Source organism: Bradyrhizobium sp. SK17 (assembly GCF_002831585.1).
Lineage (GTDB): Bacteria > Pseudomonadota > Alphaproteobacteria > Rhizobiales > Xanthobacteraceae > Bradyrhizobium.
Genome location: NZ_CP025113.1, coordinates 4,655,789 through 4,673,145, shown reverse-complemented (window position 1 = coordinate 4,673,145; position 17,357 = coordinate 4,655,789). Strand labels below are relative to the sequence as shown.

General features: G+C 65.5%; 15 protein-coding genes and 1 pseudogene. 4 read left to right on the top strand and 12 right to left on the bottom strand.

Going from position 1 to position 17,357, the window contains the following annotated elements; translation table 11 throughout:
- Positions 1-10 precede the first annotated feature (10 nt).
- The 9 genes from hydA to psrA all read right to left on the bottom strand — a co-directional run bounded on the left by hydA (position 11) and on the right by psrA (position 10,774).
- Positions 11-1,423 carry a dihydropyrimidinase gene (gene hydA, locus CWS35_RS21335; protein WP_210202715.1) on the bottom strand — a complete coding sequence of 471 codons (1,413 nt, stop codon included), beginning with the start codon at positions 1,421-1,423 and terminating at the stop codon, positions 11-13.
- Positions 1,423-2,187, bottom strand: coding sequence for an aspartate/glutamate racemase family protein (locus CWS35_RS21330; RefSeq protein ID WP_100953558.1), 765 nt, complete (start codon positions 2,185-2,187; stop codon positions 1,423-1,425). The genes hydA and CWS35_RS21330 overlap by 1 nt, the downstream gene beginning before the upstream one ends.
- Positions 2,187-3,005, bottom strand: coding sequence for a GntR family transcriptional regulator (locus CWS35_RS21325; RefSeq protein ID WP_245438608.1), 819 nt, complete (start codon positions 3,003-3,005; stop codon positions 2,187-2,189). Before CWS35_RS21325 ends, CWS35_RS21330 begins: the two co-directional genes overlap by 1 nt.
- Entirely contained in the window at positions 3,002-3,796 is a 795-nt protein-coding gene (locus CWS35_RS21320) for an aspartate/glutamate racemase family protein (RefSeq protein WP_024581296.1), read from the bottom strand. Before CWS35_RS21320 ends, CWS35_RS21325 begins: the two co-directional genes overlap by 4 nt.
- 52 nt (positions 3,797-3,848) lie before the next feature.
- Positions 3,849-5,153 carry an MFS transporter gene (locus CWS35_RS21315; protein WP_100953555.1) on the bottom strand — a complete coding sequence of 435 codons (1,305 nt, stop codon included), beginning with the start codon at positions 5,151-5,153 and terminating at the stop codon, positions 3,849-3,851.
- 331 nt (positions 5,154-5,484) lie between these two features.
- Positions 5,485-6,801 (bottom strand): MFS transporter, encoded by a 1,317-nt coding sequence (locus CWS35_RS21310; RefSeq protein ID WP_100953553.1) that lies wholly within the window; start codon positions 6,799-6,801, stop codon positions 5,485-5,487.
- Between the two features lie 95 nt (positions 6,802-6,896).
- A complete protein-coding gene (gene phnY / locus CWS35_RS21305) occupies positions 6,897-8,345 on the bottom strand; it encodes a phosphonoacetaldehyde dehydrogenase (protein ID WP_100953552.1) in 1,449 nt (482 codons plus the stop codon).
- Positions 8,346-8,370: 25 nt separating this feature from the next.
- Positions 8,371-9,618 (bottom strand): phosphonoacetate hydrolase, encoded by a 1,248-nt coding sequence (gene phnA / locus CWS35_RS21300; RefSeq protein WP_210202830.1) that lies wholly within the window; start codon positions 9,616-9,618, stop codon positions 8,371-8,373.
- A gap of 25 nt (positions 9,619-9,643) precedes the next feature.
- Positions 9,644-10,774 carry an iron-containing alcohol dehydrogenase PsrA gene (psrA, locus tag CWS35_RS21295; protein ID WP_100953547.1) on the bottom strand — a complete coding sequence of 377 codons (1,131 nt, stop codon included), beginning with the start codon at positions 10,772-10,774 and terminating at the stop codon, positions 9,644-9,646.
- Positions 10,775-10,854: 80 nt separating this feature from the next.
- On the opposite strand from psrA, the gene CWS35_RS21290 reads away from it, so the two are divergent.
- Both CWS35_RS21290 and CWS35_RS21280 read left to right on the top strand, forming a co-directional pair.
- A complete protein-coding gene (locus tag CWS35_RS21290) occupies positions 10,855-11,742 on the top strand; it encodes a LysR substrate-binding domain-containing protein (RefSeq protein WP_024581290.1) in 888 nt (295 codons plus the stop codon).
- A gap of 483 nt (positions 11,743-12,225) precedes the next feature.
- Positions 12,226-12,606 (top strand): hypothetical protein, encoded by a 381-nt coding sequence (locus CWS35_RS21280; protein ID WP_245438607.1) that lies wholly within the window; start codon positions 12,226-12,228, stop codon positions 12,604-12,606.
- Positions 12,607-12,679: 73 nt separating this feature from the next.
- Here CWS35_RS21280 and CWS35_RS21275 read toward each other — a convergent pair whose 3' ends face one another.
- The gene (locus CWS35_RS21275; RefSeq protein WP_024581287.1) at positions 12,680-13,000 is read right to left on the bottom strand and encodes a DNA-binding transcriptional regulator; all 321 of its coding nucleotides are present in this window, start codon (positions 12,998-13,000) and stop codon (positions 12,680-12,682) included.
- A gap of 81 nt (positions 13,001-13,081) precedes the next feature.
- Entirely contained in the window at positions 13,082-14,503 is a 1,422-nt protein-coding gene (gene mgtE, locus CWS35_RS21270; RefSeq protein ID WP_100953544.1) for a magnesium transporter, read from the bottom strand.
- An 84-nt stretch (positions 14,504-14,587) separates the two neighbouring features.
- Here mgtE and CWS35_RS21265 point away from each other — a divergent pair.
- Together CWS35_RS21265 and CWS35_RS21260 are read left to right on the top strand one after the other, a co-directional pair.
- Positions 14,588-15,402: pseudogene (locus CWS35_RS21265) on the top strand (polysaccharide deacetylase family protein).
- 96 nt (positions 15,403-15,498) lie between these two features.
- On the top strand, positions 15,499-16,866 hold the full coding sequence (locus CWS35_RS21260; RefSeq protein WP_100953542.1) for a polysaccharide deacetylase family protein: 1,368 nt from the start codon (positions 15,499-15,501) through the stop codon (positions 16,864-16,866).
- Between the two features lie 6 nt (positions 16,867-16,872).
- On the opposite strand, the gene CWS35_RS21255 is transcribed toward CWS35_RS21260, so the two are convergent.
- Entirely contained in the window at positions 16,873-17,247 is a 375-nt protein-coding gene (locus tag CWS35_RS21255; protein WP_024581283.1) for a hypothetical protein, read from the bottom strand.
- Positions 17,248-17,357 lie beyond the last annotated feature (110 nt).

The window sequence follows — 17,357 nt, the reverse complement described above, 5'->3', positions numbered from 1 at the left end:
TGCTTTGGTGTTACGGGATGGTCGCTCCCACCGGCGGCTTGGCGCGGGGCAGATAGGTGCCGTGCGCCTTGCTGCCGACAAGCGTGCCGTCGTCGACGACCACCTTGCCGCGTACCATGGTCAGCACCGGCCAGCCGGTGACCTCGAGGCCTTCATAGGGCGTGTAGTCGGAGCCGTCATGGATCAGCTCGTGGCGGATCGTCAGCTTGCGCTTGGGATCCCACAGCGCGATGTCGGCATCCGAGCCGACCGCGATCGTGCCCTTGCGCGGATAGAGCCCGTAGATCTTGGCGTGATTGGTCGCGCTGAAGGCGACGAAGCTGTTGAGATCGATCCGGCCCTTCACCACGCCTTCGGAAAACAGGATCGGCAGCCGCGTCGCGACACCGGGGATTCCATTCGGCACCCAGCGGAAGCTGGTGCGGCCCTTCGGCGCGAGCTTGCCTTGCGGGTCGTCGTAGCGGAACGGACAATGGTCCGACGAGAACACCGAGAACACCTTCTGCTGCAAACCTTCCCAGCACGCCTGCTGGCTCGCGACATCGCGCGGCGGCGGCGAGCAGACGTATTTGGCGCCTTCCATGTTGAGCTGGTCGAGGTCCTTCTCGGTCAGCATGAGGTATTGCGGACAGGTCTCGCCCATCACCCGCAGACCACGCTGCTGCGCGCGCCGGATCTCCTCCATCGCCTCGCGGTTCGAGACATGCACGATCATGATCGGCACATCGACCAGTTCCGACAGCGAGATGGCGCGATGGGTCGCCTCGCGCTCGACCGGGATCGGCCGCGAGGTGGCGTGGAAGCGCGGCGCAGTGTTGCCGGCGCGCTCCAACCGATCGGTCAGGAAGCGGATCGCGTCGAAGTTTTCCGCATGCACCATCAGCATGGCGCCGGTCTCGCGCGCCACCGACATGGTCTCGAGCAGTTCGCGGTCCGAAAGCGCCAGCCCCTCATAGGTCATGAAGACCTTCAGCGAGGTGTAGCCGTCCTCGACCAGCGCCGGCAGCTCCTGGCCCAGCACGTGCTCGGTCGGATCGGTGACGATCAGGTGGAAGGCGACGTCGACATGGCATTCGCCGTCCGCCAGCGAATGATAGTGCTTCAGCGCCTCGCGCAGCGTCTGCCCCTTCTCTTGCAGGCAGAACGGCAGCACCGTGGTGTTGCCGCCGAACGCCGCCGAGCGGGTGCCGGAGGCGAAGCCGTCGGCCATCACGATGCCGTCGCCAGACGGCTGGGCGAAATGGACGTGACTGTCGATGCCGCCGGGCAGCACCAACCGGTCGGTCGCGTCGATGATCTCGGTCGCATCGCCGAGATCGTGGCCCAGCGCTGCGATCTTGCCGTCGCGAATGCCGACATCGCAGGCAAACGTATCGGCGGCGGTGACGACGGTGCCGCCGCGAATGATGGTGTCGAAGGACATCAACGGGTCCCCTCTTTCGGTGCGCGATGTTCGATGATGGCGGCGAGCGGTTCGGCCAGCCCGCGCGTCAGCTTGGGATCGGGACGACGGAAGGTGCCGGCGACCGCCTTGCGCGGCTTCAGCACGGCAAGCGTCTCGGCCTGGCGCACCGCAGCCGCGACCGGATCGACCACCGGCACCGCGATGCGGTCGCGAACCTTGGCGGCAAGCCCGGCGAGCGGCGCGCCGGACAGGATGACGACGTCGGCCTGGTCCTGCTCGACCGCCCGGTTGGCGAGCGCGACCAGCAGCTCCTCTTTCTCGGCCTGCACTTCCGAGATCGACTGGAAGCTGCCATCGAGCGTGCGGATGCCGGCGCAGCGCGAACTCAGTCCGTGCATGGCGACGCATTCCTCGTACCAGGGCGCCAGCGCGCCGGCGAAGGTCACGATGGCGAACCGCCGTCCGAGCATGCAGGCGGTCAGCATCGCGGCCTCGGCCAAGCCGACCACGGGAAAGGAGAACAGCTCGCGCGCGCCGAACAGGCCGGGATCGCCGAACGCGGCGATCACGGCCGCGTCGATCCCGGGGCCGGCCTCGGCCAGCATTTCCAGCGCGATCGCACCACCGATCTGGGCTTCGGCGCGGGTCGCGATATAAGGCACGCCGCGCATAGCGGTCATCGGCACCAATTCGGTCCCGGCCGAGGCCGCCTTGCTGCCGGCGGCATGGAGCAGATCGGTCACATCCCCCGTCGTGTTGGGATTGAGCAGCAGAATCTTCATTACGGAACTTTCCTCGTCTTGCGGCCGTGCGGCGCGGCGGTCAGGTGCGCGGCCGCGGCGTCATCCGCCTTGCTGTCCAGCGTCTCGGCGACGATCTCGCCGGTACGGCGGACGTGATGGGCCAGGATCTGCCCGGCGCGGGTCGCATCGCGCGCCTTCAGCGCGGCCAGGATATCCTGGTGCTCGCGCACCGATTCATCCCATCGCCCGAGCACCGACAGCGCGAAGAAGCGCGCGCGCTCGGCGCGTGCCAGCAGCGCCTCATGCGTCCCCTTCAGCACCGCATTGCGGGCGAAGCCGACGATCGCCGAATGGATCTGCTGGTTGACCTGGAAATAGTCGCGCAGCTCGCCGCGGCCGTGGTGCCACTCGATCTTGTCCTGCAACGCCTCGAGCCGCTCGAAATCGGCCGCTTCCATCCGCAACGCGGCAAGCTCGGCGGCGCAGCGCTCGATGCCGCTGACGACCTCGAACAATTCGTTCAGCTCGGCGCGACGGAACGGCGCCACCACGGCACTGTGGTTGAGCCGGAGCTCGACCAGGCCTTCGCTCGCCAATTGCTTCAGCGCCTCGCGCAGCGGGGTGCGCGAAATGCCGAGCGCGTCGGACAGGTCCGCCTCGCCCAGCGACTGGCCCGGCGCAAGCTCGCCGCGCACGATCATGGTGCGCAGCCGCGCCGCCGCCTGCTCGTGCAGGCCGACCCGCGGCACGCGCAGGCGGCGGCGCTGCAACGCCGTCATCGCCCGCTTCGGTTCCTTGCTGCGCCTGGTCGCCTTGGTCTTGGTCTTGGTCTTGGCTTTGGTCTTGGCTTCAGTCACCGCTCGCCTTCATCGTCATGATCGCTGATCGTGTCATCGATGTGGATCGCGGCCGCCGCGCGCAGATCGGGGTTCGAGAACAGGCTGCCCCAGCCGTGCACGCAGGACGGATCGCAGCCGGCCGCGGCGAGCGATGCCCACAGCGTCACCGCGATCGAATCCAGCACCGGCACGCCAAATCCGCGCTCCAGCCGTTCGGCCGCGCCGGCGCCGCGCATGTTGGTGCAGAGCACGACGGCGACATCGCAGCCCTCGCGCACCACCTCCTCGATCAGGCGGGCGATCTCGACCTCGCTGACCTCGGCAAAGGAAAAATTGTCCTGCAAAGCGAGATGCCGCTCGGCGGGGCAATGCAACCCTGCCGCATTCCAGTTGGCGATGATCCGCTCCTGCACGTCCCGGCGATACGGCGTCACCAACCCGATGCGCTGTGCCCCGATCCGGCGCAGCAGGTCGCGGTAGGCCAGCACGGTGGTGCAGGCCTTGATTCCGGTCGCAGCGGTGATCTGCTCGCAAAGGCTTTCGTCGCGATCGAAGCCGAGCCAGCCAGCCGAGGTGCCGTTCCAGGCGATGACATCGACCTTGGCATGGGCCAGCAGCTCCGCCGCGCGCAGGATCTCGCTGGCGTCGAACTGGCGCAGTGCCGAGTCCGACAGCGCGATCTCGGTCACCTTGAAGCGCGAGAAATGCGCCGTGACGTTGGCGACGCCTGACAGCATCGCGCAGGTGATCGGCTCGAGCGCGGTGTTCGATGACGGCGTCAGCATGCCGAGCCGGACGGGACGTGTCATTGGCTAACCTCATCGGCCGGCCGAACCCTTCGCGGGTTCGGCCGCTTTCGTTCTAAACCGGGAGCTTGCGGCTGTAGTCGATCAGGGTCGAGCAAATCAACAGCGCAACGCCGGCGGCGGCAAAATACATCAGCGCCAGGAAATATGAACCGGTGGCCTGCACGATGAAGCCGATGATCAGCGGCGTGGTGATGCCGGCGATGTTGCCGCCGAGATTCATGCAGCCGCCGAGGAAGCCGGACTTGCCGCGGCCGGCCAGCGCCGACGGGATCGCCCAGTACATCCCGCACCAGCGCAGGAAGAACAGCGTGGTCGACAGCAGCACCACGACCGCGACCGCGTTGGTGACGTAGGCGACCAGGAAGATCGAGACGGTTGCCATGATCGCCGCGATCGCGAACAGGGTGCGGAACACGGTGTTGGGCGCACCGCCCCTCGCCCGCCAGTTATCGCCGATCCAGCCGCCGACCAGCTCGCCGACGAAGCCGGCGAAGAAGATGATGAAGGAGGCGCCACCGAGCGCCTTGATGTCGAAGCCGTGCACCTTGAACAGATAGGTCGGCATCCAGGTCAACAGCCCATAGAAGGTGGTGTTGAAGAACATCCAGCCGAGGCACATGCACCACACCGAGCGGAAGCGAAAATAGGCCATCCAGCTCGCGCCCGAGGACGGCGGCGTCGCGGCGTCCTCGATCGCATGTGCCTCCTCGAGATAGCGCGCCTCGGCTTCGTTGACCGACGGATGTTCGCGCGGCGCGTTGCGGATGTAGTACCAGGCCCACAACCCGCATAGCATGGTGCCGACGCCCGCGATCACGAAGGCGACGCGCCAGGAGCTGAACGCCGCCATCAGCCAGGCGATCACGATCGAGCCGAGCGCGGCGCCGAGCGGCGCGCCGCCGTCGAGCAAGGTCGCGCCGCGGCCACGCTCGGTCTGCGTCATCCAGATCGCGTTGAGCTTGCCGCCAGCCGGATAGATCGGCGCTTCCGACGCGCCGAGCCCGAGCCGGGTCAACAGCAGCAACATCCAGCTGGTCGACAGCGCCGCCAACGCCTGGAAGAAGCCCCAGAACAGCGTCGCGGCGGCGATCACGATGCGTGGCTTGAAGCGGTCGGCCAGCATGCCGCCCGGCACCTGCATCAGCGCGTAGGTCCAGAAGAACGAACTCAGGATCAGGCCCTGCATCGCAGGATCGATGTCGAACTCCTTGGCGATCACCGGCATTGCGACCGACAGCGAGGCGCGATCGATGTAGTTGATCGAGATCAGGAACAGCATCAGCAGGAAGATCTTCCAGCGCACGCCGGATGGCTTCGCCGTATCTGCCATTGCGATGGTCGACGCCTGATCGCTCATTGCTCGCTCCTCTGCCGGCAGATTGTTTTTGCCCCTGGCGCGACCCTCGTCATTGAGGGTCATCGGCCTCTCCTGCCCCGCGCGAAGTCTGCTTCAACCGGATCGAGGTCACAAGCACATTTTGTATTCTGCATGCAACTTATATCAATACACTGATACAATTACATAATTTGTAGAACAAGCCTGATTTTCGATCAGCCGACGATGACGGATTGGGCGCGCATTCGCGCCGCGTTGGCTCGTCCGGGCCACCCACGGCTGCCGCAAAAAAGCAGGTCCGCGCTCCCGTAAGAGCGCGGACCTCTTGCAGGCCGCCAATACGGATTGCCGGTCAGCGGCGAATGAAGGCCGCGACCACCGCGCTCGCGGTCGCGCAGATCGCGACCACCAGGAACACCAGCGACGTTTGGTTATGCTTGTCCATGAAATGGCCGATCATCGGCTCGCCGAGACCTGCGAACAGATAGGCGAAGAAGTTCATCACCCCGGTCGCGGTCCCGGCCCGCTTGTGGCCAACCAGATCCGGGCACAGTGCCCAGAACGAGGATTGCGGGCCATAAGTGAAGAAGCCGCACAGGAACAGCACCGTCATCCCGAGATAGACGTCCGACGTCGGGATCGCATACATGCACAGCGAGGTGACCGCGGCGAGCACCATGTAGAGCACGATGGCGAGGTAACGCCGCGAGCCGAACACCTTGTCCGAGACCCAGCCATTGCTGAATGCGCCGACCGCCATGCCGACCGGCAGCGCAATGCTGATCCAGCGCGGATCGATCACCGAGGTGGTGCCGGCCTTGGCCCAGTTGCTGCCGAGGAAGTGCACGGGCACCCACACCAGCAGGCCGTAGCGCGCGGCGTTCTGGAAGCCGATCGAGACACCGGCGACCAGCAGGCGCCAGTTCGACAGCACCGCCTTGTAGCGCGCGAGCGAACCCTCATTGGCGTCGATAGCAGCTTCGCTGGCGGCGACGTCGTCGGCCTCGTCATGCGGCGAGGCAAAGCCCATGTCCTCCGGCTTCTCGCGCGCGATCAGGTAGAACGCGATGCCGCCGAGCAGCAGCAGCACGACCGGGATGCGGAAGATCCAGCGCCAGTCGAGCTGAAAATAGCCGACCACGACCAGCGAGGTGACGAAGGACAGCACCGAGGCGAGACCCGCCGCGAAAGTGTAGAGCCCGTAGACCGTGCCGCGCTCGTGCCGGCCCCACCAGTTCGACAGCAGCCGGCTGCCCGGCGCCCATCCCATCGACTGGAAATAGCCGTTGATGCCCCAGAACGCGGTCAGGCTGACGATGCCGGTCGAGAGGCTGGTCGCCCAGTTCATGATGAAGGAGAGGATCGCGCCCGCGCTCATCACGCGGCGGCCGCCGAACTTGTCGCCGAGATTGCCGTTGATGGCCTGGCCGACCGCATAGCACCACAACAGCGCCGCGCTGGCCCAGCCGAGCGCCTCCTTGGTGACGCCGAACTCGGCCTGGATGCCGGGAATCGCGAAACCGAAGGTTTGCCGCCCGGTGTAGAAGAACAGATAGCAGAACATCGCCGCGAACAGCATCCGCCACTGCGCGCGGCGGAACGATGTCGCAAGCTCCGGATTCTGGACTCCGACCGAGCCGACGCCCGACGGACTGAACGTGATCGACATTGCAGCCTCCCCTGGTGATTGTTTTGTTGTTCAGCTCGGCCGCCGCGCCGTTCTTGTGGTGCGCGTGCGGCCCTCGTTCGGATCGACGCGCGTCCCTATGCGGGCCAGGGCAGCGAGTAGGTCTTGACGTTGGTGAAGCTCTTGATCGCCTCCTGCACGCCTTCCTTGTAGCCAAGGCCGGAGTCCTTGATCCCGCCGAACGGCGACATCTCGATCCGGTAGCCTGGCACTTCCCAGACATTGACGGTGCCGACGTCGAGCTCGCTGACGAACCGCGTAATGTAGTCGAGCCGGTTGGTGCAGACGCCGGACGACAGGCCGAACGCGGTCGCGTTCGAAATCCGGATCACGCTCTCGATGTCGTTGGGCACCCGGATGATCGGGATCACCGGCCCGAAGGTCTCCTGCATCACCAATTCGCTGGTCCAGGGAATCCGATCGACCACCGTCGGCGGATACAGCGCGCCCTGGCGGTCGTTGCCATGCAGCAGCTCGGCGCCGTCGGTGACCGCTGCATTGACGCGGCGCTCGAATTCCTTCGCCGCGCCCTCATGGATCACCGTGCCGACGTCGACCGTCGGATCCATCGGATCGCCGCATTTCAGCATCCGCGCCTTCTTCAGAACGAGAGCCGAGAAGTCGTCGGCAACCGCCTCGACGCAGAGGATGCGTTTGACGGCGGTGCAGCGCTGGCCCGAATTCTTGGTCGCGCCGGTGACCGCAAGCTCCGCCGCCTTCTCGAGGTCGGCATCCTCCATCACGATCAGCGGATCGTTGCCGCCGAGCTCGAGCACCAGGCGCTTGTAGCCCGCCTTGGCCGCGATGTGCTTGCCGACCCGGACCGAGCCCGTGAAGGTCACGAGATCGGCGTCAGGATCGGTGATCATCGCATCCCCCATCGAATGCGGATTGCCGGTCACCACCGACAGCATCTCGGGCGGCAGCCCGGCTTCATAGAGCACGTCGGCGAGCGCGAGCGCGGTCAATGGCGTCAGCTCGGTCGGCTTCAGCACCACGCGGTTGTTGGTCGCGATCGCGGGAGCGATCTTGTGGCTCACCATGTTGAGCGGATGGTTGAACGGCGTGATCGCCGAGATCGCGCCAAGCAGCGGCGTCCGCGTCGTGAAGATCTTGCGCGCCTTGCCCTGCGGGCTGATGTCGCAGGAAAACGTCTCGCCATCGTCCTTGATCGCGAGCTGTCCGGCAAACGAATAGACGTCGTAGGCGCGGCCGGCCTCATAGAGCGAATCCTTCCAGCACAGCCCGGATTCCGCGGTGATCAGTCGCGCGAACTCCTCCTTGCGGCCGGCCAGGAGCTCGGCGGTGCGCAGCAGGATGCGTTGCCGCTCGTAACGCGTCAGCTTCGGCTTGAACGCGGCCGCCTTGGCAAATGCGCTGCGCACATGCTCCGGGCGCGCCGCCGGCACCGTGCCGACCACCTTGTTGGTGTAGGGATTGAAAACCTCGACATGCTCCTCGGTGTCGACGAGGGTGCCTGCGATCCGCATCTGCTCGTGGCGAACGGCCGGGGTCTGGATGTTCATGGCGTTGTCCTTGAGTCCGGAGGCGTCACTGGATGCGGTTGAGCGCGACGTCGAAGGCGTCGAAATTGCGCAGGGCGTGACCGGCCGGCAGCTCGATCTTGCGGTTGGCGATCAGCGGCACCCGCTGCTCGGTCAGCCCGCCATGCGAGCGCAGCGGTTCGGTGAGGCCGGACAGATCGTGCTTGGCTGCGCTGGTGCCGAGCACCTTGTGCTTGGTCGAGATCACGACGACGTCGCCGATCCGGTCCGGCGGCAGCTCGAACCGGGCGCAAGCATCCGTACGCGTCAGCGCCACCTCGATGCCCTTGATGTCGCGCAGCCGCATCAGCAGCGTGCCAACGTCGGCGCCTTCGGGCGTGTAGATGGTCGCGAACGAGCCGAGCGAGCCGTGATGGGCGACGTAGGGATCCGTGATCGGCAGGATCACGCGCGCGGCGCCCGCACCCGTCCAGTCGTCCATGACGTCCTGGAGATAGATCACGTCCGGTTTGCCGTCGGGCAGGAACTTGTCGTTCATGCCGTGGTCGGCGGTCGCCACGATGTTGCAGCCGAGCGCGTCGAGCTTGGCTAGATAGCCGTCGATCATCGCGTAGAAGTCGTTGGCGACCTTGGTGCCGAGCCCGACCTTGTGCTGGATGTAGTCGGTGGTCGACAGGTACATCAGATCAGGACGATGGCGCTCGACCAGCTTGACGCCGGCCGCGAACACGAAGCGCGACAGGTCGGCCGAGTAGACCTCGGGCAGCGGCAGGCCGACGAAGTCGAGCACGTTGTCGATGCCGTTGTTGGCCTTGGTGGCCTGGTCGGCTTTCTCCGACGAAAACGCGATGGCGCGGCCGCTCGCATGGTCGAGCCCGAAGGCGAGCAACGTGCGCAGCTTGTCCTTGGCGGTGACCGCGGCGACCTTGTAGCCGGCGTCATGAACGCCGGCGAGGATGGTCGGCGCGCGCAGGAATTTCGGGTCATTCATCATGACCTCGGCATTGCTCGCCGTGTCATAGAAGTAATTGCCGGCGATACCGTGCACCGCGGGCGGCCGTCCGGTGATGATCGAAAGGTTGTTCGGATTGGTGAAGCTCGGGATCACGCTGGTGGCATGAACATGCGCGCCCTCCGTCATGAAGCGGGCGAAGGTCGGCGCCACGCCGGCCTCGATCGCCTGCTCGATATAGCCCGGCTCCGAACCGTCCAGGCAGATCACGACGGTCGGCCGCGTCGGCGCGCCATAGCCGCGACCGTTGACGGTGATGGTCTTGCGATTGTCTTGCATGATGTCTCTCCTTGGCGCTACGCCGTCGTCACGCGCTGACCGCGCTCGGCATGCGTTGTGTCTGCGATGCCTCGATCAGCCGCTCCTTCGAGCCAAGGAAGTTGCGGCCGCGCTCGCCCTCGAGCGAGTCCGCGATCAGCGCGTGCCATTCCGCACGTTCGATCCTGTAGGCGGCCGGATTGCAGGAGATGCCGAGCCGCGCCATGAAGTCCTCGAGATCGTCGGCCGCCCGCGTGAGGTCAGCACCGAAGATCTGCCGCAGGCTGTCCTCGCAGAGCCCGCCCGCCCCCTTCACGCTCCGCAGCACCATCGGCAGCGAGAACGAGCAGGCGATGCCGTGCTGCACGCCGTGCCGCAGCGTGATCGGATAGGACAGCGAATGCGCGATCGCGGTCTTGGTGTTGGAGAACGCCAGGCCCGCGCACAGCGCCGCTTGCGCCATGCGGCTGCGCAGCTCGAGATTGCCGAGATCATTGGCGAGCTTCGGCAGCACGTCGAGAACACCACGCGCCGCCGCCACCGCGTGATTGGCCGACACCGGATTGTTGTTGACGTTCCAGATGCTCTCCAGCGCATGCGACAGCGCGTCGAGGCCGGTGCTGATGGTGAGCAGCTGCGGCTTGCCGAGCATCAGCCGGGGATCGATCACTGCATGGGTCGGATAGAGCGATGCGCGTGCCAGCGAATATTTCTTGCCGTTGGCCTCGTCCCACACCGTGCCCCAGCAGGTCACCTCGCTGCCGGTGCCGGCGGTGGTCGGCACCGCGATGATCGGGATCGCCGCGAGGCGCTCGGCGCCCTGCTGCGTCTCGAGATAGGTTTTGACTGTCGCGAAGTCACCGCCCGCCGCCGCGAACACCTTTGCGGAATCGATCACCGAGCCGCCGCCGAGCGCGACGATCACCTCGGGCTGACTGGCAAGCCCGGCAAAGCGCGCGGACTGCTCGGTGAGCAGGCGGTAGTCCGGATTGGGGGCGACGTCGCGGATCGTCAGGACGGACGGGCCTGCCGCGGCGCGCAACCGCCGCTCCAATTCGTCGAAGAACGGCTCGCCATAGGTCACGAGCGCGTAGGCGCGCTTGCCGATCAACGCCGGCAGCTTGTCGAAGCTGTCGGCTCCGAATTCGATCCTTACCGGGTTGCAATAGCTCCAGACCATCCACGCGTCCTCCGTTTGGCGCGAAAGTACGGCACTGCCTGCCATTGACAAATTCATTCTTCGGATGTGTTCTATTGATTATGTCAATAGCGTTCAGCCAGCTCCGCGCCTTCCACGCGGTCGCCGCCCATGGCGGCTTCACCGCGGCGTCGCGTGTGCTCCATGTCGGCCAGCCGACGCTGACCATCCAGGTCAAGGAGCTGGAGGAGACCTACGGCGTCGAACTCCTGATCCGGAAACCGCGCCACACTGAATTGACCGAAGCCGGCGCCGCACTGTTCGAGATCACCCGCGGCATCATGACGTTCTGCGACGAGGCGCATGAGTTGTTGGCCGCGCATGGCAAGGCGACCAAGGGGCATCTCCGGGTCGCGACCGTCGGCCCATTTCACGCCACCGAGATCATTGCCGCCTTCAAGCGCGATCATCCGGAGGTGCAGATCTCGACCCTGCTCGGCAATTCCGAGCGCACCCTGCGTCACATCGTCGACTTCGAGGCCGATGTCGCGATCCTCGCGGAGGTCCCGGAGGATCCGCGCGTCACCATGATCCCTTACCGCACGCACCGCGTGATCGTGTTCGTCAACCGCGATCATCCCTGGTTCAAGCGGAAGTCGGTCAGGCTGCGCGAACTCGCCGACCAGCCGATCGTGCTGCGCGAGCGTGGCTCGACCACGCGGCGCGCGTTCGAGGCGACGATGCAGGCCGAAGGCATCCGGATCGAGCCGGTGTTCGAGATCGAGAGCCGCGAGGGCGTCTGGAAGGCGGTCGAGCGCGGGCTCGGCATCAGCGTGGTTGCCGATTTCGAATTCGTTCCGCATCCCAATCTGCGCACGCTCGAAATCAGCGACCGCACCATCACGACCCAATACAGCATCGCCCACCACAGCGGGCGCGGGCACTCCCCGATCATCAAGGCGTTCATCGATACGGTGCGGCGCATGACGGAAAGCGATCGCAGTGGCTGAACCGGCCGGGAGGTTCCCATCCCGTGCGCGAAATCACCGATCAAAAGATGAAAAGCCTGGCCGTGACCCAACGCAGCGAACCACCCGGACAGCGTTGATGTCCAAACACGCCGATCGTTTCGAGCAATCACGCGGCCGCCGATCGCCAAATTCCCCCAGCGCGTGCGGACGGTGTTTCGCCACAACCGATGTAAACTTCTTGCGAATCCGGCATGGGAAAGCCGCAAGTCGGATATAGATTGGCATGATGAACGGCTGTATAGGTTCACGATCCAGCTTACAGCCACCGTTGGCCCTGCCCCATGCTGACCGCATTCCTCCTCGCTCTTGGCATGGTTGCTCTGCTCGGTGTCAGCGCGCGCATGGCGTATCGGGTTGGTTTTCGCGAAGGCCACGAACAGGGCTTGACGGACTCCTATCGGCTATTCGGGATCAGGGGAGCTGGTCTGGAAGGAAAGCCTCACAACAAGGAGCCTGAGAAAATTGGCGCATAAGACATCAGCAAGCACCCGCATCGTAATCGGATCGACGCTGTTTGCGCTCGCGTCAACTGCGCTGCTTTACCTGGTTCCTCCAAGCCCGATCGACAAACATCTCCTCCGGGGCATGATGCGGCTCTACCAAGGCCATGCGTATCTGATGCCCGTCAAATATTTTGACGGCCCGCTTGATGCCGCCAAGTTGTATGAGGACGACCGACTGCTCGGCCCGGCGAACACGCCCCAGCAGGACATCATCGACAAGGGCGCGGGCCGCTTCTGGCTCTACCGGGACAGCTGGAATTATTTCGGCCCGGCCCTGATGTTCTCCACCAGCGACAATACCGACCCGAACACCAACGGCAGGAAGTATCACCTCAGGTGATCGGCAAAACAATCCGGCAAGCAACACAGGGCTGAATCGCAGGCCAGGTGGAGCGCACGCTGGTCGTGTCGGCTCACGCCGCCGTCGGCTCGCTCGACAGCGCGGCGAACACCGTTTCCGGCGAATGGGCGATCACGGCGAGCAGCGCGCGGGCAGGTCCCCGCGGTGCGCGCTTGCCCTGCTCCCAGTTGCGGATGGTTTCCACGGGCACGCCGAGCTTGGCAGCGAATTCGAGCTGGGTGAGCTGGGCGCGGCGGCGCAGATCCCGCACGGCAGGTTGCGTGGCGCCGGCCGCCGTCGCCGCCTCGGCCGGATGCGCGGGCACGAGCGGGACTTCCTGCCCGTCCCGCAATTCAACGATCCGTCCGTCCGCCTTGAGCCGCAATCGCTGCATGATGGCCCCCTTCGAGATGGCGCATCTTCCACCAACCCCGTTAAGCCGCGATTAACGATAAGCCGGTCGTCAAGGCTCCCGCTATTTCAGCCCGAACCACAGCGTGGCGATGCCGAGGAACGAGAAGAAGCCGACCACGTCGGTGACCGTCGTGACAAACATGCCGGAGGCGACCGCGGGGTCGGCACGCACCCGTTCCAGCACCATCGGAATCAGGATGCCGCCGAGTGCGCCGGCGACCAGGTTGCAGATGATCGCAAGCCCGATCACGAGGCCAAGCCCCGGAATCTTGAACCAGGCCACCGCGGCAATTCCGGTGATGACGGCAAAGGCGATGCCGTTGACGAGCCCGACCATGGTCTCGCGCAACACCACGCGCATCGCGTTGTAGGAGCCGAGCTCGCGGGTGGCGAGCGCGCGCACCGCGACCGTCATGGTTTGGGTCGCGGCATTGCCGCCCTGGCTCGCCACGATCGGCGCCAGCACCGCGAGCGCCACCATCTTCTCGAGCTGGCCCTCGAACAGGCCGAGCACCGACGAGGCGAGGAATGCGGTGGCGAGATTGACCAGGAGCCAGTTGAAGCGACCGCGGGCGATGGTCCAGACCGTGTCGGACAGCTCTTCCGGATGGGTGACGCCGCCGAGCGCCTTGAGGTCCTCGTCGGCCTCCTCCTCGATCACGTCGACGACGTCGTCGATGGTGATGACGCCGACCAGCCGGTCGGTGGTATCGACCACTGGCGCTGCGACCAGATTGTACTTGCCGAACATCCGCGCGACCGCTTCCTGGTCCTCCAGCGCGGAGACCCGGCGACGGTCCTCGTCGATCAGCTCCGCGACCGGAACCGGACGGCGCGTGCGCAGCAGGACGTCGAGCGGCACCGCGCCGAGCAGGTGCCTGTCGGCGTCGACCACATAGATCTCATAGAAGCGGTCCGGCAGATCGGGCGTATCGCGCATGTAGTCGATCGCCTGCCCGACCGTCCGATCCGGCGGCACCGCGATGAACTCGGTCTGCATCCGCCGGCCAGCGGAATTCTCCGGATACAGCAGGCTGCGCTCGATGTCCTCGCGCTCGGCCGCCGGCAGCTTCTCCAGGATCTCTTCCTGGTCTTCCTCGTCGAGGCTCTCCAGCAGCTCGACGGCGTCGTCGGATTCGAGCTCGCGGACACCCTCCGCAACCGTCTCCGGCTCGAGCTCCTCGAGGATTTCCTCGCGGACCGTCTCGTCGACCTCGTTGAGCGCCGAGAAGTCGAAATCGGTGCCGGTGATCTCCACCAGGGTGACGCGGTCGTCCGGCTCCAGCGCCGCGATCAGGTCGCCGAGATCGGCCTCGTGCAGCTCCGCGACCACCTCGCACAGCAGCGGCCGGTCAGCGGCGTGGATGGCCCGGGTGATGCCAGCGACGAATTCGGGGCGAAGCTGGCCCTCCTCGTCCCGCATCGGCATCTGCGCCAGCGGGTCGGCCTCGGCGGGTTCGGCAACGTCGAAATTCTCGGCCATGCCGTGTTTCGCCGGTTTGACAGGAGGGGAAAAACTGGTTGGATGAGTGCGGAACGGATTACCTAATCGGCGGGGGCCAGTGCAATGAGAAATATGTCGAGCGCACCACGACCGATCCTGAACGTTGTCGCGATCCTGATCGCACTCGCGCCCGCCGCGCTGGTCGCCCCGGCCCACGCCGCCGAATGCCCGCGCAAGGACGCGCTTGGTACCTCGCGTGTGCTCGAGGTCGATCCTGCGACCTATCCGCGCGTCGGGCTGAAGAGCTTTCCGCAGACCCTGCCGCTCAGGGATGGCGAGGTGGTGCTGACCTTCGACGACGGGCCGACGCCGGGGTCACCGACAAGGTGCTGACCGCGCTCGGGACCGAATGCGTGCTGGCCACCTTCTTCATGGTTGGCCGCAATGCCGCCGATCACCCCGACATGGTCCGCAAGATCGCGCGCCTCGGGCACAGCATCGGCTATCACAGCTGGGACCATCCGCATCTCAACAAGATGCCGACGGATCAGGCCGAGGCGAACATCAACCAGGGGATCGAAGCAGTCGGCAAGGCCCTGCACGGTACCGTGAGCTCGGTTCCGAGCACGCCGTTCTTCCGGTTCCCGTATTTCGAATCGACCCCCGCTTTGCTGGACCGCATGGAAAAGCGCGGTATCGCGGTGTTCGGGGCCGACTTCTGGGCCAGCGACTGGAACAAGATGACCCCTGAGGAGGAACTCAAGCTGCTCACCGGGCGGCTCGAAGCCCACCGCAAGGGAATTATCCTGCTACACGACCCGCAAATGCGAACCGCCGAAATGCTGCCCGCCTTTTTGAGGTATCTGCAGGAGCATAATTTTCACGTCGTCCACATTGTGCCGGCGGCGATGAAAACCGTGTCGGATCGGACACATTGAACCCAGGCCCAAGGCTGGATTACAGACTGTTAAGGCGGCGTTCATGGCGCGGCACCTAAGGATTCGTCAGTGCGTTTGGAATGCGGCCGAGATTCGATGATTGCAAACGTCCTGGTGATGATCCGGAAGCGGTCGCGGACCGTGATCGGCGCGGCGCTGCTGGGCTCGTGCTTGCTGACGCAGCAGGCGGGCGCTGCGGAGTGCCAGGGTAACCCGAACGCGCTCGGCACCTCGCGGACCCTCGTCGTCGACCCCAGGGAGCATCCGCGGATCGGCACCATGCAGTATCCGGAGACCTTGCCGCTCGCCGATCACGAGGTGGTGCTGACCTTCGATGACGGACCGCTGCCGAAATACAGCAACCAGATTTTGGCCATCCTCGCCAGCCAATGCGTCAAGGCGACCTTCTTCACCATCGGCGCGCAGGCCAGGGCCAATCCGGAGGGCGTGCGCAAGCTGATCGCGGCAGGCCATACCGTCGGCACCCACAGCCAGAATCATCCGCTGACGATGAACAAGATGCCGCTCGAGAAGGTGCAAAAGGAAGTCGACGACGGCATCGCCTCGACGCTCGCAGCGCTCAACGGCGACAAGAGCAAGCTGGCGCCGTTCTTCCGGATCCCCGGCCTGATGCGCGCCGAGATTCCCGAGGCCTATCTGGCGTCGCAGGGCATCCAGGTCTGGAGCGCTGACTTCCCGGCCGACGACTGGCGCCACATCTCGCCGCAGCGGGTCTACGATCTCGCGATCCAGCGCATCGAGGCCAAGCACAAGGGCATCCTGCTGCTGCACGACATCCAGCCGCGCACCGTCGCGGCGCTGCCGCGCATCCTCGCCACGCTGAAAGAGCGCGGCTATCGCATCGTCCATGTGGTGCCGGCCACGGCCGACCGGCCGGCAACGCCGACCCAGCCGCAGCAATGGTTCATGCGTCCGCCGACCGAGACCGTGGCGATCTCGCGCTGGCCGAGGATTCCGAACTTCATCTTCACCGCTACTCGCACGCTGCCTGCGCCTGTGTTTGCAGACATGGACTGGCGTGACGCCGACATCCTCGATCACGCGCAGCACGCCCGGATCGGCATGCCGGTCCGCACGGCATGGCCACAGCCGCAGCCGACGCAGTTCGCGGCGGCCTCGACATTGCCTGTTCCGGCGGCCGACGTGTTTCGCGTTCCCGAGGCGCTGGACGTAACATTGCTCGCGTCCCGATCGGCGGCAAGCCGTCGTCTCGCTCAACACGCGGTTGGTCCAGCCGCCGGTGCACCGCGCGCGCAGGCGATCTCGGCACGCCAGGCCAGGCGTCCGAAGCAGGCCGCGCATCAGATCCCCGCTCCGCATGGCAGAGGCCACGGCATGCCGCAGCATGTCGGACTGCCGGCCGCGAGCAACGCGGCAGTACACGTCACCAAGCGCACGCCGCGCGCCGAAGCCTCGGCCGCCAGCAAGCGCGTACCTGATTAGTGCGATCTAGCTGGCCACGATCTTGGCGACACAGAGCAGGATCACCAGCGCCAGAAAGAAGATGTCGATATAGGATTTGATCTCGCCGGCATGCCTGAGTTCGGTGACACCGGCGACGATCTGCTTGCGCGAGGCCGCCGCATTGGGGCCCTCGCCGGCCGCTGCGGCCAACCGCCGCGTCTCGCCTTCCAGCCGCTCGATCCGCTGGAAGAAATAGAACGAGCGCAGGCCGGAGAACGCATGCATCGCCGCATAGACCAGGATCAGGATCGCGACCGTCGCGCGCTGCTCGTACTTCTCCAGCAGGTTCAGCGTGAAATAGACCAGCCCCAGGAACACGAAATTGGAGAGGGCGCGATAGGCGTAGCTGGCAAGGATCATCGGATACTCCGGGTGGGGCAGGCTCGCGGCGGCGCGATCGGGAGACGCAGCGACCTCCGGTCAGCAGCGCCATACCAGCAAGGCCGTGCAACAGCTACCCTACCCGGCTG